Origin of the sequence: Streptomyces koelreuteriae (genome assembly GCF_018604545.1) — a bacterium.
GTDB lineage: Bacteria > Actinomycetota > Actinomycetes > Streptomycetales > Streptomycetaceae > Streptomyces > Streptomyces koelreuteriae.
Genome location: NZ_CP075896.1, coordinates 1,557,178 through 1,580,813, shown reverse-complemented (window position 1 = coordinate 1,580,813; position 23,636 = coordinate 1,557,178). Strand labels below are relative to the sequence as shown.

At 71.7% G+C, this 23,636-nt stretch carries 26 protein-coding genes and 1 pseudogene; 20 read left to right on the top strand and 7 right to left on the bottom strand.

Features of this window, described 5'->3' with window-relative positions:
• Positions 1-4: 4 nt before the first annotated feature.
• The 3 genes from KJK29_RS06980 (at position 5) to KJK29_RS06970 (ending at position 3,512) form a co-directional block, all read left to right on the top strand.
• Positions 5-1,327, top strand: a complete 1,323-nt coding sequence (locus tag KJK29_RS06980) for a copper amine oxidase (RefSeq protein ID WP_215117833.1) — start codon at positions 5-7, stop codon at positions 1,325-1,327.
• A 114-nt stretch (positions 1,328-1,441) separates the two neighbouring features.
• Complete coding sequence (locus tag KJK29_RS06975; protein ID WP_215117832.1) at positions 1,442-2,683, top strand: SAV2148 family HEPN domain-containing protein; 1,242 nt, start codon at positions 1,442-1,444, stop codon at positions 2,681-2,683.
• Positions 2,684-2,789: 106 nt separating this feature from the next.
• Complete coding sequence (locus tag KJK29_RS06970; RefSeq protein ID WP_215117831.1) at positions 2,790-3,512, top strand: 3'-5' exonuclease; 723 nt, start codon at positions 2,790-2,792, stop codon at positions 3,510-3,512.
• 34 nt (positions 3,513-3,546) lie between these two features.
• Here KJK29_RS06970 and KJK29_RS06965 read toward each other — a convergent pair whose 3' ends face one another.
• Positions 3,547-4,410: a phosphotransferase enzyme family protein gene (locus KJK29_RS06965; protein ID WP_215117830.1), complete on the bottom strand. Its 864-nt coding sequence runs from the start codon at positions 4,408-4,410 to the stop codon at positions 3,547-3,549.
• Between the two features lie 168 nt (positions 4,411-4,578).
• Here KJK29_RS06965 and KJK29_RS06960 point away from each other — a divergent pair, with 168 nt between their 5' ends.
• The 3 genes from KJK29_RS06960 to KJK29_RS06950 are packed head-to-tail and all read left to right on the top strand — an operon-like array spanning position 4,579 to position 7,624.
• Complete coding sequence (locus KJK29_RS06960; RefSeq protein WP_215117829.1) at positions 4,579-5,514, top strand: carbohydrate ABC transporter permease; 936 nt, start codon at positions 4,579-4,581, stop codon at positions 5,512-5,514.
• Complete coding sequence (locus KJK29_RS06955; protein WP_215117828.1) at positions 5,511-6,344, top strand: carbohydrate ABC transporter permease; 834 nt, start codon at positions 5,511-5,513, stop codon at positions 6,342-6,344. The genes KJK29_RS06960 and KJK29_RS06955 overlap by 4 nt, the downstream gene beginning before the upstream one ends.
• On the top strand, positions 6,344-7,624 hold the full coding sequence (locus KJK29_RS06950; protein WP_215117827.1) for an ABC transporter substrate-binding protein: 1,281 nt from the start codon (positions 6,344-6,346) through the stop codon (positions 7,622-7,624). The genes KJK29_RS06955 and KJK29_RS06950 overlap by 1 nt, the downstream gene beginning before the upstream one ends.
• A gap of 23 nt (positions 7,625-7,647) precedes the next feature.
• Here the strand turns inward: KJK29_RS06950 and KJK29_RS06945 are convergent, their stop codons facing one another.
• Positions 7,648-8,544 (bottom strand): DUF3152 domain-containing protein, encoded by an 897-nt coding sequence (locus KJK29_RS06945; RefSeq protein WP_215117826.1) that lies wholly within the window; start codon positions 8,542-8,544, stop codon positions 7,648-7,650.
• Between the two features lie 139 nt (positions 8,545-8,683).
• Here KJK29_RS06945 and KJK29_RS06940 point away from each other — a divergent pair, with 139 nt between their 5' ends.
• From KJK29_RS06940 to mgt, 4 genes are all read left to right on the top strand, one after another.
• Positions 8,684-9,379: a response regulator transcription factor gene (locus KJK29_RS06940; protein WP_215117825.1), complete on the top strand. Its 696-nt coding sequence runs from the start codon at positions 8,684-8,686 to the stop codon at positions 9,377-9,379.
• Positions 9,380-9,459: 80 nt separating this feature from the next.
• On the top strand, positions 9,460-10,884 hold the full coding sequence (locus KJK29_RS06935; protein WP_215124187.1) for a sensor histidine kinase: 1,425 nt from the start codon (positions 9,460-9,462) through the stop codon (positions 10,882-10,884).
• Complete coding sequence (locus tag KJK29_RS06930; protein ID WP_215117824.1) at positions 10,881-11,507, top strand: hypothetical protein; 627 nt, start codon at positions 10,881-10,883, stop codon at positions 11,505-11,507. The genes KJK29_RS06935 and KJK29_RS06930 overlap by 4 nt, the downstream gene beginning before the upstream one ends.
• Before the next feature lie 58 nt (positions 11,508-11,565).
• Positions 11,566-12,765, top strand: a complete 1,200-nt coding sequence (gene mgt / locus KJK29_RS06925) for a macrolide-inactivating glycosyltransferase (protein ID WP_215117823.1) — start codon at positions 11,566-11,568, stop codon at positions 12,763-12,765.
• Positions 12,766-12,872: 107 nt separating this feature from the next.
• Here mgt and KJK29_RS06920 read toward each other — a convergent pair whose 3' ends face one another.
• Positions 12,873-15,125, bottom strand: a complete 2,253-nt coding sequence (locus tag KJK29_RS06920) for an MMPL family transporter (RefSeq protein WP_215117822.1) — start codon at positions 15,123-15,125, stop codon at positions 12,873-12,875.
• A gap of 316 nt (positions 15,126-15,441) precedes the next feature.
• Here KJK29_RS06920 and KJK29_RS06915 point away from each other — a divergent pair, with 316 nt between their 5' ends.
• The 10 genes and pseudogenes from KJK29_RS06915 to KJK29_RS06870 all read left to right on the top strand — a co-directional run.
• Positions 15,442-15,990, top strand: a complete 549-nt coding sequence (locus KJK29_RS06915; RefSeq protein WP_215117821.1) for a DUF1697 domain-containing protein — start codon at positions 15,442-15,444, stop codon at positions 15,988-15,990.
• On the top strand, positions 15,983-16,357 hold the full coding sequence (locus KJK29_RS06910; protein WP_215117820.1) for a nuclear transport factor 2 family protein: 375 nt from the start codon (positions 15,983-15,985) through the stop codon (positions 16,355-16,357). The genes KJK29_RS06915 and KJK29_RS06910 overlap by 8 nt, the downstream gene beginning before the upstream one ends.
• A gap of 85 nt (positions 16,358-16,442) precedes the next feature.
• Positions 16,443-16,739 (top strand): gas vesicle protein GvpO, encoded by a 297-nt coding sequence (locus KJK29_RS06905; RefSeq protein ID WP_215117819.1) that lies wholly within the window; start codon positions 16,443-16,445, stop codon positions 16,737-16,739.
• Positions 16,740-16,874: 135 nt separating this feature from the next.
• Positions 16,875-17,258 (top strand): gas vesicle protein GvpJ, encoded by a 384-nt coding sequence (gvpJ, locus tag KJK29_RS06900; protein ID WP_221298611.1) that lies wholly within the window; start codon positions 16,875-16,877, stop codon positions 17,256-17,258.
• Positions 17,255-17,974, top strand: coding sequence for a GvpL/GvpF family gas vesicle protein (locus tag KJK29_RS06895; protein WP_215117818.1), 720 nt, complete (start codon positions 17,255-17,257; stop codon positions 17,972-17,974). Before gvpJ ends, KJK29_RS06895 begins: the two co-directional genes overlap by 4 nt.
• Positions 17,975-17,977: 3 nt before the next feature.
• A complete protein-coding gene (locus KJK29_RS06890; RefSeq protein WP_215117817.1) occupies positions 17,978-18,229 on the top strand; it encodes a gas vesicle protein GvpG in 252 nt (83 codons plus the stop codon).
• Positions 18,226-18,588, top strand: coding sequence for a gas vesicle protein (locus tag KJK29_RS06885; protein WP_215117816.1), 363 nt, complete (start codon positions 18,226-18,228; stop codon positions 18,586-18,588). Before KJK29_RS06890 ends, KJK29_RS06885 begins: the two co-directional genes overlap by 4 nt.
• Complete coding sequence (locus tag KJK29_RS06880; RefSeq protein WP_215117815.1) at positions 18,585-19,412, top strand: GvpL/GvpF family gas vesicle protein; 828 nt, start codon at positions 18,585-18,587, stop codon at positions 19,410-19,412. The genes KJK29_RS06885 and KJK29_RS06880 overlap by 4 nt, the downstream gene beginning before the upstream one ends.
• Positions 19,409-19,624, top strand: a complete 216-nt coding sequence (locus KJK29_RS06875; protein ID WP_215117814.1) for a gas vesicle protein — start codon at positions 19,409-19,411, stop codon at positions 19,622-19,624. Before KJK29_RS06880 ends, KJK29_RS06875 begins: the two co-directional genes overlap by 4 nt.
• Positions 19,612-19,884: pseudogene (locus KJK29_RS06870) on the top strand (gas vesicle protein K); the annotation flags it as partial. The gene KJK29_RS06875 and the pseudogene KJK29_RS06870, both read left to right, overlap by 13 nt.
• A gap of 13 nt (positions 19,885-19,897) precedes the next feature.
• Here KJK29_RS06870 and KJK29_RS06865 read toward each other — a convergent pair.
• From KJK29_RS06865 to KJK29_RS06850, 4 genes are read right to left on the bottom strand one after another with little or no spacing between them, the layout of a single operon-like run.
• Complete coding sequence (locus KJK29_RS06865; protein WP_215117812.1) at positions 19,898-20,638, bottom strand: sirohydrochlorin chelatase; 741 nt, start codon at positions 20,636-20,638, stop codon at positions 19,898-19,900.
• Positions 20,639-20,644: 6 nt separating this feature from the next.
• The gene (locus KJK29_RS06860) at positions 20,645-21,541 is read right to left on the bottom strand and encodes an ABC transporter permease (RefSeq protein ID WP_215117811.1); all 897 of its coding nucleotides are present in this window, start codon (positions 21,539-21,541) and stop codon (positions 20,645-20,647) included.
• A complete protein-coding gene (locus KJK29_RS06855) occupies positions 21,528-22,316 on the bottom strand; it encodes an ABC transporter ATP-binding protein (RefSeq protein ID WP_215117810.1) in 789 nt (262 codons plus the stop codon). Before KJK29_RS06855 ends, KJK29_RS06860 begins: the two co-directional genes overlap by 14 nt.
• 35 nt (positions 22,317-22,351) lie before the next feature.
• Positions 22,352-23,455 carry an ABC transporter substrate-binding protein gene (locus tag KJK29_RS06850; RefSeq protein ID WP_215117809.1) on the bottom strand — a complete coding sequence of 368 codons (1,104 nt, stop codon included), beginning with the start codon at positions 23,453-23,455 and terminating at the stop codon, positions 22,352-22,354.
• Between the last annotated feature and the right edge of the window lie 181 nt (positions 23,456-23,636).

Below are 23,636 nucleotides of genomic sequence, written 5' to 3'. Positions count from 1 at the left end.
CGTCATGTCTGTGAACAGACACAGCAAGGTCCGCACCCGGGCGGCCGTGGGCCTGACCGTGGCCACGCTCGCCGCCGGTGTCACGGCCGGCGCGGGACCCGCCACCGCCCGGCCGCAGGCCGCCCCCGCGGCACCGGCCGCCGAGTGCAGCGCCGACTACCGCGTCGAGCAGAAGCTCTCCACCGGCACCACCTGGCGGATGTGCTGGCGCTACGACGGCAAGGCCGGCCTCGTCCTGGAGAACATCTCCTACCAGCCCAAGGGCGAGCCCAAGCCGATCAAGGTCCTCAACAGCGCCCGGCTCGGCCAGATCCACGTCCCGTACGACGACGGGAACGTCGAGTACGACGACCTGACCGGGTTCGACTTCGCCCAGGGCCTGATGAGCCTGGCGCCCAGTGAGTGTCCCGGCGGCACCATCAAGACGGTCAAGGTCCCGGAGTCCTGGAACGAGGACCCGAACGTCAAGGGCCTGTGCACCACCACCCGTTCCCGCGGCCACGCCTACCGCATGCAGGGCGACACCGCGAACAAGGTCTACCAGGCCCAGGGCAAGGACCTGCTCGTCTACACCGTCAACCAGGTCGGCTGGTACGAGTACATGACCGAGTGGCGCTTCCAGGACGACGGCACGATCACCATGAACGTCGGCGCCACCGGCAGCCTGTCGTGGGAGGACTACGACGCCGGGGACGGCCGCGGCTGGCCGATCGGCAAGGGCGCGAACGCCGCCAAGGCCACCAGCCACAGCCACAACGCCTTCTGGCGGCTCGACTTCGCCCTCGACGGCTCCACCGCCAACAAGATCGAGCAGTACGACTCGACCGTCACCGCCCCGGCCGCCGGCCAGCGCGCCCCGAGCACCAAGACGACCCGCACCAAGGTCACCAAGGAACTCGCCGGGGACAGCAAGAACTACCGCTGGTGGCGCGTCGTCAGCGCGACCGGCAAGAACAAGGACGGGCACCCGCGCTCGTACGAGATCGTCCCCGGCCCGACGACCAAGTACCCGGGCCGCAGCTACACCAAGCACGACGTGTACTTCACCGAGTACAACAAGTGCGAGCTGTTCGCCAGCCACAACCCCGGCGCCTGCGGAGCCGGAGCCGGCACCTCCGTCGACAAGTGGGTCAACGGCCAGGCCCTCAAGCACCCGGTGGTCTGGACGAACATCGGCTTCCACCACATAGCCCGGGACGAGGACCAGCAGCCCATGCCCGTCCACTGGCAGGGATTCTCCATCGCCCCGCGCGACGTCACGGCTATGAATCCGCTCACTCCGGCCGAGCTCGGCTGGCAGAACGGGCACTGGCGACCGCGCAGTTGAGAACGACCCTGCCCATCCGGCTGCACCGCCGACCGCTCCCGGAGTACCCTTCCTTGATCGTTGGGTGGGGCCAGGCCCCTCGGGAGGCTCGGGGGAGCGGAAGGCGGTGCGCGGGTGGGCTCGGGAGGGCTGGAGCTGCCCCCTGGTGACGAGGGTCACGAGGGGAACTCCACAGACGTCCCGACCGGTGCGGTGTCCCTGGCGCGGCCGATGGACGCGACGGGCTCGATCGGCCCGGAACTGGACTGGGACACCGACGCCTGGCGCGAGGTACGCACCCGCGCCCAGCGGGCCGGCCGTGCCTACATCTGGCTGAACCTCGTCGAACAGCGGCTGCGCTCGGTCGTCGCCGCCGTCCTGCGGCCCATCTACGAGCCCGTCCACGGCGACGACTGGGTGGTGGCCGCCGCCGGACCCGCCGGGCAGGAATGGGTGCAGCGCGCCGTCGCCGTACGTGAGGTCAGCCGCCGCAAGGGCTATCTGCTCGACCCGGCCGACGACAACGTGCTGTCCTTCCTCACCCTGCCGCAGCTGCGCGAGCTGATGGTGCAGCACTGGCCCTGCTTCGAGCCCTACTTCGACGACCGCCGCGACGTCGAGCTCGCCCTGGACGAGCTGGAGGTCACCCGGAACGTCGTCTCCCGCAACCGGGCCCTGTCCGAGGCCGTCCTGAACCAGGCCGAGCGGGCCTCGGCCCGGCTGCTGGAGATGCTCGGCGCCGACGGTGACGTGCCGTCGGCTCGCCGGCTGCCCGTCGACGCCGTCGAGGACCTGGTCGGCGACCGGTACGCCGACGTGGTCGCCGTCCACCCGGACCGGGTGCGGCTGATGCGCCAGTTCCCGGCCGAGGACATCTTCGGCGGCGCCCGCCGCCTCGACGCCATCGGCATAGGCCTCAACCTGCTCGTGCAGAACTTCTCCGGCCGCCGGCTGGTGCGGCTGGCCGAGTCGGGCTGCCGGGTACGGCTGCTGTTCCTCAACCCGGCCTCCAGCGCGGTCAAGCGGCGCGAGCGCGAACTGGGCATCAAGCGCGGCGAGCTCAGCCGGGCCGTCGAGATGAACATCCTGCACATGCGCCGGGTGCGCGCCCGGCTGCGCGACCCGGGTGCCTTCGAGATCCAGGTCTTCGACGAGACGCCCCGCTTCACGGCGTATCTGGTCGACGGCGACGGTGCGGACGGCATCGCGGTCGTGCAGAACTATCTGCGCCGGACACGCGGCATGGAGGCACCGGTGCTCGTGCTGCGCAACGGCAGCAAGGTGGTCAAGTCGGGCGAGATCGACGAAAGCGGCCTCTTTCCCACCTACCGCGAGGAGTTCGAGGTGATGTGGGCGGATTCGCGGCCGGTGTCGTGAACGGTGCCCCGCGGACCGCGCTCCTCGGATTGTCAGTGGTGCGTGCGAGGGTGGAGACCACTGGGGGACACCACCGGGGGACGCACCACAAGAAGGGGGACCGCCCATGGGCTGGCACCGGGAGCTGCTGATCGGCTTCGACCTGGAGACGACGGGCACCGATCCGCGCGAGGCGCGCATCGTCACGGGGGCCGTGATCGAGGTCAGGGGCGGGGAGCCGATGGGGCGCCGCGAGTGGCTGGCCGACCCGGGGGTTCCGATCCCCGAGGAAGCGGTCGCGGTGCACGGCGTCAGCAATGAACGCGCGGCGGCCGAGGGCCGGCCGGCCGACCAGGTGGCGGACGCCCTCGCCGACGTCCTCACCTCCTACTGGAAGACGGGCGTGCCGGTCGTCGCCTACAACGCGGCCTTCGACCTGACCCTGCTCTCCGCCGAACTGCGGCGGTACGGACTGCCGTCCCTGCGTGACCGCCTGGGCGGCGTGGACCCCGCCCCGGTCATCGACCCGTACACCATCGACCGCTGGGTCGACCGCTACCGCCGGGGCAAACGCAACCTCGCGGCGGTCTGCTCGGAGTACGGCGTGGTCCTCGACTCCGCCCACGACGCCACGGCCGACGCCCTGGCGGCGGCCCGGCTGGCCTGCGCGATAGCCGACCGCCACCCCAAGATCGCGAGCCTGGGCCCGGCGGACCTGCACCACCGCCAGATCGAGTGGTACGCGCAGTGGGCGGCGGACTTCCAGAGTTTCCTGCGCGGCAAGGGCGACGCGACGGCCGTGGTGGACGGGGCGTGGCCGCTGCGGGAGCCGGCCGACGAGCGGGTCTGAGCCGAGGGAGGGTCTGAGCCGAGGGCTCCGGCCCTCAGAACGGATACCACCGCACCGTCTCGTCGCCCTCCCGCAGCGACGCCACCCGCCGCTCGAACTCGGCCAGTGCCTTGGGGTTGCTCGGCGCGTGCTGGGCCACCCACGCACAACTGGCCGTCTCCCGGGCGCCGCGCAGCACCGAGCACCCGTCCCACTCCCGCACGTCCCAGCCGTAGGTCTCGGTGAAGGACGCGTACGCCTCGTCCGTGAGGCCGTACCGGTCGTGGGACAGCGCCATCACCACCAGATCGTGCTCGCGCAGGTCGGCGGAGACCGTCTCCAGGTCGACCAGAACCGGTCCGTCAGGGCCGACATGCACATTGCGGGGCAGCGCGTCGCCGTGGATCGGCCCGGGCGGCAGATGGGGCGTCAGCGCGGCGGCCCGCGCGGCGAAGCCGTCCCGCCGCTCGCGCAGATACGCCGCGTCCGCGGGGGCGATCGCCTCGCCCGCGAGCCGCAGCCAGCGTTCCACACCGCCCAGCAGATCGCGGGCCGGCAGTGCGAAAGGAGGAAGAGGCGTGGCGTGCACGACCCGGAGCAGTTCGGCCAGATCCCTCGGCTCGGCGGGCCGTACGGCATCGGGCAGCCGGTGCCACACCGTCACCGGGTGCCCCTCGACCAGCAGCGCCTTCGGCTCGGCCGCGCGCACCGCGGGCACGCCCGCCTCGGCGAGCCAGACCGCGATGTCCAGCTCGCGGCGCGCCCGGTCCAGGAGTTCGGCGTCGCGGCCGACCTTGACGACCAGGTCGCCGGCGGCGAACACCGCGTTCTCGCCCAGCGCCAGCAGCCGCGCCTCGCGGGCCGCGCCGCCCACCGCGCCCGCCGATGCCAGGACGTCCCGCGCCCGTGCCTCGTCCATCGTCCGCCTCCGTGGTCCCGGTCCTCGTACGTCACCGTCGCGTTCTGGCCATCCGCCCGCCAGTGTCCCATTCGCACAGGTGGGACCGTGTGCGCGGTGCCTTGACGAGGCAGGCCGCCTTCACGACCATGACCTGGCCCGCCCGAGCCGTGCGAAGGGGCTGATGCCGTGACCTCGGTGACCGAGGTGAGGAAGCCGGCCGATCCGGCACCGGGCCGGGCCCGGCCCCGCCGGGTCGTGGACCACGGCGCCTGGTTCCTGGTGCTGCCCGCCCTGATCCCCATCCTCGTCCTCAGCGTCGGCCCGCTGCTGTACGGGATTCTGCTGGCCTTCACCGACGCCCAGTCGGGCCGTACCGAGCCCACGCAGTGGATCGGCGGCCTCAACTTCCGGGACCTGCTGCACGACACGCTGTTCTGGGAGTCGTTCCGCATCGGGCTGGTGTGGGCGGTCGGGGTGACCGTGCCGCAGTTCCTGCTCGCGCTGGGCCTCGCCCTGCTGCTCAATCAGGAGCTGCGGCTGCGCTGGCTGGCCCGCGCCCTGGCGATCATCCCCTGGGCCATGCCCGAGGTCGTCGTAGGCATCATGTGGCGGCTCGTCTACAACCCGGACGCGGGCATCCTCAACGAGACCCTGCGCGACATCGGCCTGGGCGGCGGCCGCGACTGGCTCAGCGGGCTGGCGACCGCACTGCCCGCCGTGATCCTCGTCGGCGTCTGGGCGGGCATGCCCCAGACGACGGTGGCGCTGCTCGCCGGGCTGCAGAACACCCCGCGCGAACTGCACGAGGCGGCGGCGGTCGACGGGGCGGGTGCCTGGCGCCGCTTCCGCACGGTGACCTGGCCCGCCCTCAGACCCATCGCCCTCGCCATCACCGCGCTCAACCTGATCTGGAACTTCAACTCCTTCGCCCTGGTCTACGTACTCACCAACGGCGGCCCCGGCGGCCGGACCCGGCTGCCCATGCTCTTCGCCTACGAAGAGGCCTTCCGCTACGGGCAGTTCGGCTACGCGGCGGCGATGGGCTGCGTGATGGTGGCCGTGATCTCGATCGCCCTGGCCGTCTTCCTCGTCGGCCGCCTCAGGGGAGGTGACGACGCGTGAGGACCTCCGCACCGGCCCGCGTCGGCCAGTACACCGCGCTGCTCGCCTACCTCGTCTTCCTCGCCTTCCCGTTCCTCTGGCTGCTCTCCACGGCGTTCAAGCCGCCGCGCGAACTGGGCAGTCTGCATCCGACGTGGATCCCGAAGGACCCCACCCTCGACAACTTCCGGCAGGCCTTCGACGAACAGCCGCTGCTGCACGCCGCCCTCAACTCCCTCGTCGCGGCGCTCGCGGCGGCGGTCGTCGCCGTGCTGATCGCGACGCCGATGGCCTATGTCGTCGCCCGGCGGCGCACCCGGCTGGCGAAGGCGGTGACGGGCTGGGTGGTGGTCAGCCAGGCGTTCCCGTTCGTGCTGCTGATCATCCCGCTGTTCCTCGTGCTGAAGAACCTCCGAATGATCAACTCCGTGCCGGGGCTGGTGCTGGTGTACGTGGTGTGGGCGCTGCCCTTCGCGCTGTGGATGCTCGCCGGGTATGTGCGGGCGGTGCCGCCCGAGTTGGAGGAGGCCGCCGCTGTCGACGGGGCCGGGCGGGTGCGGACGCTGGTGTCGGTGACGGCACCGCTGCTCGCGCCGGGCATCGTGGCGACGGGCCTGTTCGCGTTCATCACCGCGTGGAACGAGTTCTTCTTCGCGCTGGTGCTGCTCAAGACACCGGAGAAGCAGACCCTGCCGGTGGTGCTCACCCACTTCATCGGGGCCGAGGGCGTCGCCGACCTCGGCCCGCTCGCGGCCGCCGCGTTCCTCGCGACGCTGCCCTCGCTGGTGGTCTTCGCGATCATCCAGCGGCGGATCACGGGCGGCATGCTCACCGGGGCGGTGAAGAGCTGATGCGCGCCCGTCTGCCGGCCCTGGCCCTGGTCCTGCTGCTGCTCCTCGCCGGCTGCTCCTCCGGCGGCACCCGCGACGACGGCCGGATCACCCTGCGCTTCCAGTCCCTGGCCTGGCAGGAGGAGTCCGTCGAGGCCAACAAGGCGCTGGTGAAGGAGTGGAACGCCACCCACCCGGACATCCGCGTCGAGTACGTCCAGGGCTCCTGGGACAGCGTCCACGACCAGCTCCTCACCGCCTTCGAGGGCGGCGAGGCACCCGACATCATCCATGACGCCTCCGACGACCTGGCGGACTTCGCCTACGGCGGCTACCTGGCCGATCTCACCGACCTGCTGCCCGCGCGGCTGAAGTCGGACATCCCGCGGCGCAGTTGGGAGACGACCACCTTCGGGGACGGCGTCTACGGCGTGCCGTTCCTCCAGGAACCGCGCGTGCTGATCGCCAACGCCAAGTGGCTCCGGCAGTCCGGGGTGCGGATCCCGACCCCGGAGAAGCCATGGAGCTGGGCCGAGTTCCGCCGGATCACCGAACGCCTCAGCGGCCGGGGGAAGTACGGCATCGCCTGGCCCCTGAAGGAGCCCGTCTCGGCCACGCTCAACCTCTCCCTCTCAACAGGCGGACAGCTCTTCCACCGCGGGGCGAACGGCAAGGTGACGGTCCGGTTCGGGGAGGCCGACCAGGTGGTGCCGCGCACCATCCACGCCCAGGCCGGCACCGACGGCAGCGCCTCGCCCACGACCCTGGGCAGCGGCGGCTCCGACACCCTGCCCGGCTTCTTCGGCGGCAGATACGCGATGGTCCCGCTCGGCTTCTCCTACCGTCAGCAGATCGTGCAGCAGGCGCCGAAGGGCTTCGACTGGCAGGTGCTGCCCGCCCCCGCAGGCGCCGGAGGGCTCACCCAGGGCGTCAGCCCGCAGACCCTCTCCGTCGCCGAGGACTGCCCGCACAAGAAGGAGGCCGCCGCCTTCATCGACTTCCTCCTCAGACCGCCCAACATGGTCCGCCTCGCCCTCGGCGACTGGATGCTGCCCACGGGCCGCCAGGCTCTGAGCGATCCGGCCCTGCGCACGTCCGAGCACGGCTGGGCCACCGGCACCGCCCTCGCCGAGCACCTGCGCCCTGCACCCGCGCAGACGGTGCGGGGCTACCCCGAGTGGAAGGACAAGGTGGCGACCCCGGCCCTCCAGGAGTACTACAGCGGAGCCATCGGACTCGGCGCACTGCGCGAACGGCTGGAGGAGGACGGCAACTTGGTGCTGGCGCGCTATCAGCGCTGACGGCGTCGCCGGTCCGGCTCCGTTCATGGCACGGCGGGTCCCGTGAGGTAGCGGCCCTGCTCGTCGTAGGGCCAGACATTGGGCGCGCAGCCGCGCATGCCCTTGATCTGCTGCATCATCGCGGGGGCCGGCTTGCCGGGGCCGGGGCAGCCGACATGGCCGTGGCCGAGGAAGTGACCGACCTCGTGGTTGACGATGAGGGCCCGGTAGGCCTTGACGTCCTTGGCGTAGACGGGAGTCGCCAGGAGCCAGCGCTTGAGGTTGACCATGACGTTCTTGGCGACGTTGCAGTTGACCTCGCCGCCGGTGTCCAGGCCGTACTGCCCGCAGATCTTGTCCACGGTCCCGGCGGTGGCGACCTTCACGACGAAGTCGGTGGGCCCGCTCGACACCCTCCGGAAGGCGGAGCGGCCGTCCGCCGTCCAGCCGCGCCGGTCGGCCAGGACGTTCTCCACCTGCCGGGCGACGTCCGGGGCGGACAGGTCGATGCCGTCCTCGACGTCGACCCGGTAGCGCAGGGCCGTGCCCTTCCCCGTCTTGGGGCCCGAGCCGGGGGCGACGGTGAAGGTGCCGGGGCCGGTGGCGGGGATCTTCGGCCGTGCGGTGGGAGAGGGAGGCAGGGTGGGGGAGGGCGAGCCGGTCGGGGAGGACGGGTCCGACGGGGTGAGGGGCCTGGCCGGGGCGGTGGTGGACGGGGAGTCGGGCGCGGGCTCGGTCGCCGGTCCGGAGCCGGCCTCGGCCGCCGTACCTCCGCGCTTCGCCGACGTCCATTCCACCGAGGCGAGTCCGGCCACCCCGAGCAGCGCCAGCGCGGACAGGCCCGCTAACAGCGGGCCCTTGTGGCCGCGGCGGCTCGTGGAGTGTGTGGGTCCGCGGCCCCTGCGGCGGCTGCGGGACGGAGGTGTGGAGTGCGCGGTCATGGTCGTTCAGATTGCGAGGGTCATGTGATCGAACATAGCGCGAATGATAACGGAAAGATTACGAAGATAGGTCGGAAGGCTTGTGTGATCATCCGGTAACAGGAGCCCAACCGTGCGCGGGCCTGCGGATACTGAGCCCATGCCACGAGTTCTGCTGATCGAAGACGACCGCGCCGTCCGTGAAGGAGTCGCCCTCGCCCTGCGCCGCCAGGGGCACGACGTCGCCGCCGTCGAGACGGGGGAGGAGGGACTGGAGCGGCTGCGGTCCTTCCGGCCGGACGTCGTGGTGCTCGACCTGATGCTGCCCGGCATGCCGGGACTGGACGTGTGCCGCGCGATGCGCGCCCTGGACCAGACGCTGCCGATCCTCATGGCGACCGCGCGCGGGGACGACGTGGACATCGTCGTAGGGCTGGAGGCCGGAGCCGACGACTACGTCGTCAAGCCCGTGCGGGCCCGGGTCCTCGAGGCGCGTATCCGGGCCGTCCTGCGCCGGGCGACGGCCGTGGCGGCGGCCGACGGCGGCATACCGAAGATCGACACCTACGGCGAGCTGGCCATCGACCGCGCCGGGCACGCCGTCACCTGGCGGGGCGACCCGGTCCCGCTCGCCCCGTCCGAACTGCGGCTGCTGCTGACGCTGTCCGCCGCACCCGGCCAGGTGTTCAGCCGGCAGCAACTCCTGGAAGCGGTCTGGGAACACAGCTACCACGGCGACGCGCGCCTGGTGGACGCCTGCGTCCGACGGCTGCGGGCCAAGATGGGCGAGCCCTCGCGGGAGCCGCGCTACATCCAGACCGTGCGCGGCTTCGGCTACCGGTTCGTGTCCCCGTGAGAAGCCTCCCCGCGAGAAGCGCCTCGGCCCCTCGCCTGCGCGGGCTGTTCCCGCGTCCGCGCGGGCTGCGCACGCGTCTGGTGGTGGCGTTCGCGCTCGTCGCCGCGCTCACCGCGGCGACCACCGGCGCCCTGAGCTTCCGGGAGGCGCGCACGGGTGTGCTCCAGCAGAGCCAGGACACCGTGATCAAGCAGCTGCGTACCCAGGTCGACCGGCTCGCCCCGCAGCTCTCCTTTCCCCCGGCCGAGGCCGAACTGCGGCGCTTCGCCGGTGACGTGGCCCGCGCCGAGCCGTCCGGAAGCTGGCGGGTGCTGGTCGGCTACGAGGACCTGAGCGCCACGTCCCGCCCCGGCGACCCCTTCGAGGAGCTGACGCCCGATCTGCGCGAGGCCGTGGACTCCAGCCCGGCCACCGTCTTCCAGCGGGTGAATACCGGCGACCACACCTCGCTCGTCGTCGGCATGTCGGTCACCTTCTCCGGTGACGAGAACCGCGGGATCGCCTCCGGGCTCCAGGTCTTCCTCACAGTGCCGCAGGCAACCGAACAGCGCTATGTGGACGCCCTGGTCACCGCCGTGGAACGGGCCACCGTGCCCGCGCTGGGCGTCGCCGTGCTGCTTGCGCTGCTCGCCGCGCGCGGGGTGCTGCGGCCCGTGCGCGCACTGCGGCACGCCACCCGCAGCATCGCCGAAGGGCGGCTCGACACCCGGCTCGCGGTCAACGGCTCCGACGAACTCGCCGATCTGTCCCACACGTTCAACGAGACGGCGGCAGCCCTGGAGGAATCGGTGGCCGAACTGCGCGGCATGGAGGCCCGGGCCCGCCGGTTCGCCGCGGACGTCTCGCACGAACTGCGCACCCCGCTGGCCGCCATGGCGGCCGTCACCGACGTCCTCGACGAGGACGCCGCCCGTCTCGACCCGGACACCGCCACCGCCGTCCGGCTGATCAGCGAGGAGACCGTGAAACTGGCCCGTCTCGTGGACGACCTGATGGAGATCTCCCGTTTCGACGCGGGCGCCGCGGTGCTGCACCTCGACGAGATCGACCTCGCCGAGTCGCTGCGCCGCACCCTCGCCGACCGCGCCTGGGCGGACCTGGTGGACGCCGACCTGCCGCCGCCGGACGCCGTACGCGGCCGGGTCGACCCGCGCCGGCTGGACGTCGTGGTGGCGAACCTGGTCGGCAACGCGCTCCGGCACGGCGCCCGGCCGGTCCGGCTGCGCCTGCGCGCGGACGGCGAGCGGTCGGCGGTCATCGAGGTGCTGGACAGCGGCCCCGGCATCCCCGAGGACGTCCTTCCGCACGTCTTCGAGCGGTTCTACAAGTCGGACACCGCCCGTACCCGGACCGAGGGCAGCGGTCTGGGTCTCGCCATCACCGCGGAGAACGTCCGGGTGCACGGCGGCAGCGTCCGGGCGGGCAACCGTCCGGAGGGCGGCGCGGTGTTCACCGTCGAACTCCCGCTGCGGCGGGACGAATCGGCCCACGGGGAGCACCGGTGAGGGCGGCCCGGCGCCGAGCCGCGCTGCTGGCCGTCCCCGCGCTGTGCGGGCTCGCCTCCTGCGGTATCCCGGCCACCGGAGTGGTGGAGGCGGGCGGTCCCGCCGGCGGGGTCGTGCCGACGCTACGGGTCTACTTCGTGGCGGACGGCAGGCTCTCGCCCGTCCCCCGCAGGGTCGTCGCCCCGATCGGCGCGGCCTCGGCCGTGGAGGTACTGCTGCAGGGGCCCACGGCGGAGGAGCAGGCCTCTGGGCTGAAGTCGTTGCTGCCCCTGACCGGGGCCGACCGGCCGACGGCCACCCCGGCCGACCCTGCCCCGCCTCCGGCGGCGGAGGCGACGCGGACACCGACCGCGGAGGCATCGCTGGCGCCTGCCACGGAGGCCCCGCAGGCGGCCGAGGCCACGGACTTCGCGAAGGTCACCACCCGGGGCGACCGCGTGTCCGTCGAACTGTCCCTGCCCTCCACCGGCGCACTGCCCGATCTCGCGCTGACCCAGCTCATCTGTACCGCGGGCGCCGCCGCCGAGATCTCGACCCCCGGGGGCGACCCGGTGACGGTCACGGTCGAGGGCCGGGACGGCCGCCGCGTCGAAGGCACGGCGGCGCGCTGCCCCACCACCTGATCGGCGCCGGTGGCTCAAACAGTTGCACGAGACGTCTCGTCTCGCGTACGGTCGGCGCATGACCAGTCGCGCGCACATCGCCATGTTCTCCATCGCCGCCCACGGCCACGTGAACCCGAGCCTGGAGGTGATCCGCGAGCTCGTGGCGCGCGGCCACCGGGTGACCTACGCGATCCCGCCGGTCTTCGCGGAGAAGATCGCGGAGACCGGTGCCGAGGTGAAGTCCTGGAACTCCACGCTGCCCTCGCCCGACGACGACCCCGAGGCGTGGGGGAGCACGCTCCTGGACAATGTGGAGCCGTTCCTCGACGACGCGATCCAGGCCCTCCCGCAGCTGATCGAGGCCTACGAGGGTGACGAGCCGGACCTCGTGCTGCACGACATCGCCTCCTACCCGGCCCGCGTCCTCGCCCACCGCTGGGGCGTGCCCGCGATCTCCCTGTCACCGGCCATGGTCGCCTGGGAGGGGTACGAGAAGGAGGTCGCCGAGCCCATGTGGGAGGAGCCGAGGAAGACCGAGCGCGGGCGCGCCTACTACGCCCGGTTCCAGGCCTGGCTGGAGGAGAACGGGATCACCCGGCACCCCGACCCGTTCGCGGGCCGCCCCGCTCGCTCGATCGTCCTGATCCCCAAGGCGCTCCAGCCGAACGCGGACCGTGTCGACGAGACCGTGTACTCCTTCGTCGGGGCCTGCCAGGGCGAGCGTCCCGCCGAGGGCGGCTGGCAGCGGCCGGCCGGTGCCGAGAAGGTCGTCCTCGTCTCCCTCGGGTCCGCGTTCACCAAGCAGCCCGGCTTCTACCGGGAATGCGTCAAGGCGTTCGGCGATCTGCCCGGCTGGCATCTGGTGCTGTCGATCGGCAAGCACGTCGACCCGGCCGACCTCGGGGACGTCCCCGCGAATGTCGAGGTGCGCTCCTGGGTGCCGCAGTTGGCGATCCTGAAGCAGGCCGACCTGTTCGTGACGCACGCCGGCGCGGGCGGCAGTCAGGAGGGCCTCGCCACCGCCACGCCGATGATCGCCGTACCGCAGGCCGTGGACCAGTTCGGCAACGCGGAGATGCTCCGGAACCTCGGCGTCGCCCGGTACCTCGCCACGGAGGAGGCGACCGGCGAGGCCCTGCGCGAAGCGGCCCTCGCCCTCGTCGACGACCCCGAGGTCGCCCGTCGCCTGAAGACCCAGGCGGAGCTGCTCAAGGAGGGCGGCACCCACCGCGCGGCCGACCTCATCGAGGCCGAACTGCCGGTCAGTCAGGGCTAGTCGGGGCGTTCCTCCGCCCCTCGGTGGGCGCCGCTGAAAGGGCCCGTTGGCTGCCGGAGCAACCAACGGGCCCTTTCAGTGGCGGGGATCAGCCCCCGCTGCGGGCATCAGACCCTGACGGGCTCGCCCTCGTCGTCCCGCGCCCCCTGCCCGGCCACGACCGCCTGGGGTGCCTCGTCGTGCGTGAGGTCCGGCAGCCGGTGCAGCCACTTCGGCAGATACCAGTTGCGCTCCCCGAGCAGTGCCATGACCGCCGGCAGCAGCACACCCCGGATGATCGTCGCGTCGATGAGCACCGCCGCCGCGAGGCCGACGCCCATCTGCTTCATGGACTGCATGGACAGCGTCCCGAAGATCGCGAACACGGCGACCATGATGACCGCGGCACTGGTGACGACCCCGGCCGTGGTGACCACGCCGTGCCGGATCGCGTCCTTCGTCTCCAGACCCCGCAGCCGCGCCTCCCGTATCCGGGACACCACGAACACGTGGTAGTCCATCGACAGGCCGAACAGGATCACGAACAGGAACAGCGGCAGCCAGGTGATGATCGCGCCGACGCCCTCCGCGCCCACCAGGGACGCGCCCCAGCCGTGCTGGAAGACCGCGACGAGGATGCCGTAGGCCGCGCCCACCGACAGCAGGTTCAGCACGATCGAGGTGAGCGCGATCGTCAGCGAGCGGAACGACAGCAGCATCAGCGCGAAGGCGAAGACCACCACGAACGCGAAGACCGGGACGACGGCTCCGGCGAGCTGGTCGTTGAAGTCCTTCGACCCCGCGATCTGTCCGGTGATCGGCGCCTCGACCCCGTCGACCCTGCCGAGCGTGGCCGGACGCACCTCGTCGCGCAGCGTGTCCAGGCTCGCGCCCGCCTTGTCCTGGTCGGAGCCGCCGACCAGCGGGACGTAGACGAACGCGACGTTCTGCGTGTCGTGCAGCTTGATCTCCACCGGGCCGCGCGAGGCGCCCGAACTGATCGCCCGGTCACGGAAGTCGGCGAGCGCCGACTTCACCTCCGGCGCGTTGATGTCGTCCGCCTTGACGACCACCTCGGCCGGCTCCGAGCCGCCCGGGAAGGCCTCGTTGAGCCGGTTGTACGTCTGCACGATCGGCAGCGAGTCGCCGAACTCCTGGTCCAGCGTGAACTGCTGCGTCTTCATGCCGAGCGCGGGAGCCGTGATGGCGAGCAGCGCACCGGCCGCCACCGCCGCGGCGATCACGGGCCGGGCGAGGACGCGCCGCAGCACGGCCGTCCAGAACCGGCTGTCCTGGCTGCCGCCCCGCTTGCGCCGGCGCAGGAACGGAATACGGCCCTTCTCCACGCGCCCGCCCAGCAGCGACAGCAGCGCGGGCAGCACCGTCACGGACCCCACCATGGCCACGGCCACCACCATCAGCGAGGCCAGACCCATCGCCTCGAACTCGGCGAGCCCGGTGAACAGCATGCCCGCCATGGCCACGCAGACCGTGACACCGGAGACGACGATCGCGCGGCCACTGGTCGCGGCGGCGATCCTCAGGGCCGTCTGCGCGTCATGGCCGGCCTCGCGCTCCTCACGCTCCCGGCGCAGATAGAACAGGCAGTAGTCGACGCCGACCGCCATGCCGACCAGCAGCATCACGGAGTTGGCGGTGTCGCTCATCGGCTGGAGATGGCTGACGAGGCCCATCAGGCCCATCGTCGCCATGATCGCGGTGACCGCCAGCGCCACCGGCAGCAGCGCCGCCACCAGCGCCCCGAAGGCGATCAGCAGAATGCCGAGGGCCACCGGCACCGCGGAGTACTCGGCCTTCTTGAAGTCGTCCCCGAAGGCGTCGTCGAACGTCTTCATCATGCTGGCGCCGCCGATCTCCTCGATCCGCAGCGACGCGTGGTCCTTCTGGACGCCCTCGACGGCCTTCAGCACCGGCTCGACCCGCTCGCCCGCGGTGTCCGCCGCGCCGCGCATGTCGAACTGCACGAGCGCGCTGCGCCCGTCCTTCGAGATCGTCTTCGTGTCGTACGGCGAGGTCACGTCGGTGACCTCGCCGGTCCCCTCGACGGCCGAGACCACGGCGGTCACGGCGCTCCTGAACTCGGCGTCCGTGGCCTTGAGACCACCGCCCCTGGCCTGGATCAGGACGCTCTCACCGGCCGGTTCGTCGATCCCGGCGTCCTCGATGATCCGCGCGGCGGTGTGGGTCTCCCCCTTGAGCTGGTCGCTGTCCTTGACGTCGACCCGGCCGGCCGCCGAACCGAGCCCCACCGCCAGGACGACGAACAGCACCCAGATGCCGACGGCGGCCCATCGGTGCCGGGCGCTCCAGCCGCCGGCCCGGGCCGCAAAGCCCCGCACCCGCGCTTCTCCGTTCCCCATGACGGGCTCGCCCCCTCGTACAGCGGTGGCGGCCCCCTGCCGCCCCCTGTCGATTCGAAGGTATGGGCCGGATAAAGCCAGCACCTCGTGCTGCCCGGTGAAGTGGCGGGGCCGGAACTCATCCCCATGGACCCGGCCTTCTCCCCACTGGGGAGGACCGCCAGGGACCGTGGCCCCTTACACATACTGTGTGGATCCTGAGCAGATGGTTGTGCCCCTCGGTGACCGATGAGTAATTTACGGGGCCGGGCAGCCGCCCGCCGACGGCCGTCGTGCCCGCCCCCACGGGGCACGACGGCCGTCCTAAGGTGTGCGGATGACGACGACGTACGCGGCACTGCTGCGCGGCATCAACGTGGGCGGCAGCCGGAAGGTCCCGATGGCGGACCTGCGCACACTCCTGGAGAACCTCGGTCACGAGGGCGTGCGCACGTATCTGCAGAGCGGCCAGGCGGTGTTCACCTCCGGTCACGGCGACGAGCGGTCGCTGGCGGCCGGGATCGCACAGGCCGTCGAGCGGCACTTCGGCTTCGGCGTCGACGTGATCGTGCGCGACCACGCCTATCTCAAGGCGATCGCCGACGCGTGCCCCTTCCCGGCCGCCGAGCTGGAGGCCAAGCAGCTCCACGTCACCTACTTCTCCGAACCCGTGGACCCCGCCCGCCTCGCGGAGATCGACCAGGCCGCCTACCTCCCCGAGGAGTTCCGCCTGGGCGACCGCGCCCTGTACCTGTACGCCCCGAACGGCCTCGGCCGCTCCAAACTGGCCGAACATCTGTCGAAGCCGCGCATCAACAAGGGCCTGATCGCCACGACCCGCAACTGGAACACCGTGGTGAAGCTGGTGGAGATGACCGGTGCCTGAACACGACCCGGCCGTCGAGTCCGCCATCGACCGCGAACTGGCCCTGCTCACCCCGGAGGTCCGCCGCTCGCCCGAGCGGGTCGGGGCGCTGCTGCACCCGGACTTCCACGAGTTCGGCGCCTCCGGGCGCCACTGGGACCGGGCCGCCGTCATCGCCTCCCTGGCCGGGACCACCGACCTCGAAGCCCCGCCGATCGCCACCTACCGTATGCGCGGCGTCCAGCTGGCCCCCCACCTCGTCCACCTCACCTTCGACACCGAGTACGACGGCAGACGCGCGCACCGCAACTCGCTGTGGCGGCGGACGGACGCCGGGTGGCTGCTCTACTTCCACCAGGCGACGCCGTACGGCGACCCGCAGGAGTGACCCTCCGCCGGATCCCCGCCCCACCGGCACCGCACGTTTGGCCGAATCGCCCCCACGCGGCCCGGGGCCTTGGCACCGTAGGGCCATGACGAGCACCGATGATCAGACGACTCCCTCCGGTCGTACGACCGCCGTCCAGGCCATGCGCGGCGCGGCGAGCCAGCTCGCCGAACTGCTCGGCAAGACGCCCGACTCCGTCACCGCCGTGCGCCCGACCCCGGACGGCTGGACCGCGGACGTGGAGGTCGCGGAGCTGGAGCGGGTCCCCGACACCATGACCATCATGGCCACCTACCGGGTCACCCTCGACCCGCAAGGCCAGCTGCTCGGCTATGAGCGGGTGCGCCGCTATGCCCGGGGCCAGCTCGACCGGCGCCGCTAGCGCCGGCCCGACGGCTCCCAACTCCCTCTCGCTGCAAGTCTTTTGGTGTTCACGTGAACACGCCCGCCACCACCCCCGTAACTAGGGGCGGCACGGATACGGACTCTCGCGAGAGGAATCGCCCACGTGACCGTCATGACGCAGTCCGGCGGGATGCAACCCGCTGCCACTTCCAGCGGTTCGGGTTCGGCCGGACTCTTCGACATCCTCGAACTGATCCTGGACCGCGGGCTCGTCATCGACGTGTTCGTCCGGGTCTCCCTGGTCGGCATCGAGATCCTGAAGATCGACATACGGATCGTGATCGCCAGCGTCGACACCTACCTCCGCTTCGCCGAGGCCTGCAACCGCCTCGACCTGGAGGCCGGCCGCAAGGCCCCGGACAAGCTCACCGACATCGTCGGCAACCTCGTCGAGAGCGGCGCCCGGGGCAAGACCAGCGGCGCGATCGGCGGGGCCATCGACGCCATCGGGGACATCTTCGACCGCGACGACAAGGACCGGGAGGAGGAGCGGTGAGCGGCGTCTACGTCTACGCCGTCACCCGCTCCGACCACCCCCTGCGGCTCGACGGCCTGCGCACCGTCGGCGGGACCGAGGAGCCCCCGCGGGTGCTCGTGCACGGGCCGCTCGCCGCCGTGGTCAGCGCCGCACCCCCCGGCCTGCGTCCCAAACGCCGTGACCTCGCCGCCCACCAGGAACTCCAGGAACGCCTGATGGCCGACGGATCGGTCCTGCCCATGCGGTTCGGCCTGCTCGCCCCCGACGACACCGCCGTCACCACCGCCCTGGAGCACAAGGGCGAGGAGTACACCCGACGGCTCGGCGAACTGCACGGCACCGCCGAGTTCAACCTCAAGGCCGCCCGCTCCCAGGACGACCTGCTGCGCGAGGTGCTCGAGGAGTCCGAGGAGGCCCGCCGGCTCAACCGGCACACCCGCGAGGGCAGCGGAGCCTACGAGGACCGCCTCGCCCTCGGCGAACTCGTGGCCCGGCAGGTCGAAGCCCGGCAGCGGCACCAGGCCGAGGAGATCGTCGGGCGGCTGTCCGCACTGGCCCGGGCCAGCGTCGTGGCCGACCCCTCCCAGGACGACTTCCTCAATGTCTCCTTCCTCGTCGAACGCGCCCGCGCCGACGAGTTCACCGCGGCCGGGCAGGGCCTGGCCCACGACTACGGCGACGCCTACGACTTCCGGCTGCGCGGCCCGCTGCCTCCCTACAGCTTCGCCGCCTGACCCATGGGCCTGATCACCGGCATCCTCACCCTCCCGCTCGCGCCCCTGCGCACCACCCTCTGGGCCGCCGAGCAGCTCCAGGCCGCCGCCGAGGCGCAGTACTACGACCCCGCCCCCGTCCGCCAGGCCCTCGTCGGCCTGGAACGCGCCCTGCTGGAGGGACGGATCGACGAGACCGAGTACGACCGCCGCGAGGACGAACTGCTCGACCGGCTCGACGAGATCAACGCCCGAGGACAAGGCCCCCGACCATGAGCCACCCGGCAGCAGGCCCACTCACCGGACCGTCCCGCTTTCCCTCCCCCTACGACCAGGGGCCCGGCGCCCAGACCGCCAACCTCGCCGACATCCTCGAACGCGTCCTCGACAAGGGCGTGGTCATCGCCGGGGACATCCGGATCAACCTGCTCGACATCGAACTGCTCACCATCAAGCTGCGCCTGCTCGTCGCCTCCGTCGACAAGGCCAAGGAGATGGGCATCGACTGGTGGGAACACGATCCCTCCCTCTCCTCCCGGGCCGCCCGCCCCGAGCGGTCCCTCGCCGACGAGAACGAACGACTGCGTGCCGAGATCGCCGCACTCAAGGCGGCCGAGAGGAGCCCGGAGCCATGACCGACCCGAACCTCGTCTACATCTACGCCGTCCTGCGCCCCACCCCCGAGGCCACCGCCGCGGTGACGCAGCTGCGCGGGGTCGCCGGAGAGCCGGTCCACCTGGTCGCCCCGGCGGCCGGCACCCACCGGCTCGCCTTCGCCGTCGGCCACGTCCCGGCCGCCGACTACGCCGAGGCGCCCCTCGCGGCCCACCTCGACGACCTGGACTGGCTGGAGTCCACCGTCCGCTCCCACCACGCCGTGGTCGCCGCCCTGGTCGGCTGCGGCGCCGCCGTACTGCCCCTGCGCCTGGCCACCGTCTACCTCGACGAGGCCAGCGCCCGGCAGGCCCTCGACACCCGCCGCGACTACTTCCTGTCCCTGCTGGAGCGCCTCACCGGCCATGTGGAACTCGGCGTCAAGCTCTACGCCACGCCCGACATCACCCCGCCCGAGGCGGACACCGACGCCGCGCGGGAACAGCCCACCGGCCTCGGAGCCGGCCGCGCCTATCTGTCGATCCGCCGCCGCAGACAACGCCGCAACGATGAGGCCTGGCGCACGGTCGCCCAGGCCGCCGCACACCTCACCGAGACGGCCCGCGCCCTCGCCGTCGACCGTGTGGCACACAGCCCGCAACGCGGCAGCCTCGCGGGCCCCGGCCCGGGCACCAACGTCGGCAACGACGCCTACCTCGTCCGCGCCGACCGCGTCGACGCCTTCCGCACCGGCATACTCGCGGCCGCCGAGGGCGTCCCCGGCCTCCGCGTGGAGGTGACCGGCCCCTGGGCGCCCTACTCCTTCGCCCTCCAGCCGGAACCGCAGTCGGAGACCGCCGCGTGAGCGTCGCCCCCTGCACCGAACGCCCCGTCGCCCTCATCGATCTCCTCGACCGGCTCCTCCAGGGCGGTGTCGTCCTCACCGGCGACCTCGTCCTGTCCATCGCGGACGTCGACCTGGTCCGCATCGACCTGCGCGCGGTCATCGCCCCCGTGGCCGCGTCGGCACTCTCCCAGATCAGCGAGGCACCATGCCCCCGGCCACCCGCCGTCTGACCGCCGACCCCGACACCGTCGAACGCGACCTGGTCAAACTCGTCCTGACGGTCGTCGAACTCCTCCGCCAGCTCATGGAACGCCAAGCCCTCCACCGCGTCGACGTAGGAGACCTCACCGAGGAACAGGAGGAACGCGTCGGCCTGACCCTGATGCTCCTCGACGACCGCATGCGGGAACTCTGCGCGCGCTACGACCTCACCCCGGAGGACCTCAACCTGGACCTGGGCCCGCTGGGCACCCTGCTGCCACCCTGGTGACGGCTTCCTGCCGTCAGGCGCTCACGGCGGTCAGCATGGGCGCCCGCGCCGCCTCGTACCGCTCCAGCACCACCCGCGCCACCTCCGGCGCCGGGCCGAGCACGTCGGCCAGGACGTCCGCCTCCGCCGCGCCCCGGGCGATGCGGTCCGGGAGGCGGCCGGGGGCGAGGACGTAGGGGGCGACGGCCACCCTGGAGCAGCCGAGTTCGCGGAGTTCACGGACCGCGTCCTCGGTACGCGGGAGAGATGCGGAGGCGAACGCAGGCCGCACGGCGCACCAGCCGGTGTGCCGCCACTCCCGCGCGATTTCTGCGATCACTGCGATCGCCTCCGGGTCGGTGGACCCCGCCGAGGCCAGGACGACCCCGGTCGAGGACTTGTCGGCGGGCGTGAGGCCCGCCTCGTACAGGCGCCGTTCCAGCGCCGCCGACAGCAGCGGGGACGGGCCCAGGACCTCCGCCTGGTGGACGCGGAGCTGCGGGGGAGCGTCCGCGAGGACCGCCGGGATGTCCGCCTTGGCGTGGAACGCCCGGGTCAGCAGGAGGGGCAGGGCCACGACGTCACGGACGCCCTGGACCGCCAGGGACTCCAGGACCCCCTGCACCGAGGGGACGTTGAAGTCCAGGAAGCCTGTCTCCACCCGTACGTCGGGACGCAGGGCGCGGACCCGCCGCATCAGGGCGTGCACGGTCGCGGCGTGCCGCGGGTCGCGGCTGCCGTGGGCGATGACGAGGAGGACAGGCTTGTTGTTCATGGGACTTCAGCTCTTCACCAGCAGACCGCGGTTGCGCAGCACCCACCGCTCCAGCGGACTGAAGATGAGCAGGTCGATGGCGATACCGACGATCAGGATGAGCAGGATGGCCTCGAACACCATGGCCATGTCGCTGGCGTTGCGGCCGTTCTCCAGCAACTGGCCGAGGCCCACGCCGAGGTCGGGGAAGGACGCGATGATCTCCGCGGCCATCAGCGAGCGCCAGGAGAACGCCCAGCCCTGCTTCAGACCGGCCACATAGCCGGGCAGCGCGGCGGGCAGGACGATGTGCCAGGTGCCCTTCAGGCCGGTGGCGCCGAGGGTGCGGCCCGCGCGCAGGAACAGCGGGGGCACCTGGTCGACACCGGAGACGAGGCCGTTGGCGATCGAGGGGACCGCGCCGAGCAGGATCACCGCGTACATCATCGAGTTGTTCAGGCCCAGCCAGATCACCGCCGGCGGAACCCAGGCGACCGACGGCAGGGACTGCAGGCCCGACAGGATCGGGCCGAGGGCCGCGCGGACGAACTTCACCCGGGCCACCAGCAGACCCAGCGGCGTGCCGATCAGCAGGGCGAAGCAGAAGCCGAGCAGACCGCGCGAGACGCTGGTCCAGATGTAGCCGAGCAGCTCGCCCTCGAGCCACGCCGTGTGGACGACGTTCCACACGGCGGACGGCGCGGGCAGCTTGGTCGGGTCGTCGACGACCTTGAACGAGACGAGGGCCTGCCAGACCGCCAGCACCAGCGCGACGGCGAGGACGGGCGGCAGGATCTTCTGGACGAAGGTCTGCCGGAACGGCGTGCGGTGCGTCTGCCTCGACTCCAGCGCGTCGAGGCCCGCCTCCAGACCGGCGAGATCGCTGCCGTCCTTGGCGACGGTCGTCGAATCAGTGCTGGCCATGACGGCGGATCTCCCCACGCAGTTCTTCGGTGATCTCGACGGACAGCTCCGCCACCTGGGTGTCCTCGATGCGGCGCGGGTGCGGGATGTCCACCGTCCACTCACGGGCGATCTTGCCCGGACGGGAGGACAGCAGCACCACGCGCTGCGCGAGCCGGACCGCCTCGCGCACGTTGTGCGTGACGAACAGGACGGACAGCTGCGTCTCGCGCCAGATGCGGGTCAGCTCGTCGTGCAGCACGTCCCGCGTGATGGCGTCCAGCGCCGCGAACGGCTCGTCCATCAGGAGCAGCTTGCTCTCCTGGGCGAGCGCGCGGGCCAGCGCGACACGCTGGCGCATACCGCCCGACAGCTCGTGCACCCGCTTGCCGTACGCGCCCTTCAGCCGGACGAGTTCGAGCAGTTCCTCGGCCCGCTCGCGGCGCTCGGCCTTCGCGATGCCCCGCAGCTTCAGGGCGAGTTCGATGTTCTTGCCCGCGGTCAGCCACGGGAACAGCGCGTGCTCCTGGAACATCAGCGCCGGACGGCCGTCCGTGGTGATCTCCCCGGCGCTGGGCCGGTCCAGGCCCGCCACCAGGTTGAGCAGGGTGGACTTGCCGCAGCCCGAGGCCCCCAGGAGGGTGACGAACTCGCCGGGCGCGACATCGAGGGTGATGTCGTCCAGGACGAGCTGCTGCCCGGCGGGGCCCGCGAACGACTTCGAAACGTGTTCGATCCGGGCGGCGTGCGTGGCCGACTCAGTGCCGTCGGCGGCCTTGGCGAGGGTGGTGGCCATGGTCGTCACCTCCTGGGAACTCTTCGGGATGCGGGCTACTTGGCGCCGAGACCGGCGTCGTCGACCGCGGGCTCGCCCTCGGCCTTCAGGACCTTGTTCAGCGGCGCGAGGTCGTAGATGCCGTTCAGGTTCGGCTTCTGCAGCAGCCCCGCCTTCACGGCGTGCTCGGCCTCGGTGTTGAGGGTGGAGGCCAGCGGGTCGTCGGTGAACTGGATGGACTTCCACGCCGGGTCGAGCACCTCGGCCGGCAGCGCCTTGCCGGAGTCGGCCTCCAGCTGCTTGTTCGCCGCCGCCTTCGCCGCGTCCGGGTTGGCGTTGATCCACTTGTTGGTCTCGACCGAGCCCTTGAGCACGGCCTCGACGACCTTCGGGTGCTCCTTGAGGAACTCCTGCCGCACGATGATGTTCGTGATCACGAACTTCTTGTCGGGCCACAGCGACGCCTCGTCGAGCAGCACCTTGCCGCCCTCGGCGACCAGCTTCGACGCGGTCGGCTCCGGCACCCAGGCACCGTCGATCGAACCGGACTTGTAGGCGTCCGGGGTGACCTTGTTGTCGCTGCGGACGACGGTGACGTCACCCTTGCCGCTCTGCGGGTCGACCTTCCAGCCCTGCTCGGCCGCCCAGTTCAGGAACGCCACGTCCTGCGTGTTGCCGAGCTGCGGGGTCGCGATCCGCTTGCCCTTGACGTCCTTCAGGGACTTGATCTTGTCCGGGTTCACGACCAGCTTCACACCGCCGGACGCCGAACCGCCGATGATGCGCAGGTTCTTGCCGGCGGCCTTGGTGTAGCCGTTGATCGCCGGGGAGGGGCCGATCCAGCCGATGTCGATGGACTTGGAGTTCAGCGCCTCGATCTCGGACGGACCGGCGTTGAAGATCGCGGGCTTCACCTCGGTGGCCCCCAGGGCCTTCTGGAAGATGCCCTTCTGGAAGCCCACCAGCGCGGTTCCGTGGGTGAGGTTGCCGAAGTAACCGATCCTGACCTGGTCGAGACCGTCGATCTTCTTCGCTCCGGCGGCGACCTTGGCGCCCCCGTCGTCCTCGGCCTTGGAGCCGTAGCCGCAGGCGGCCAGGGTGAGCAGGGGAAGCGCGGCTATGACCGCGAGGGATCGGCGCAGAGCGGATGATGCAGGCACGGGAGGTGTTCCTCTCGGAGGCCCGGCGGTCACGGTCTCTCAGGTCGTGGCCGGGAGGTCGGCAGGTTTGCGTCTACGGCGGTGGGGGGTGAGGGCGCGCAGGCAGTGCGCGTACGTCAGCGCACACATCGCGCCACTCCGCCCTGCCCGCTGCCGAGAGCACCGCTGCCGACGCGGCCGC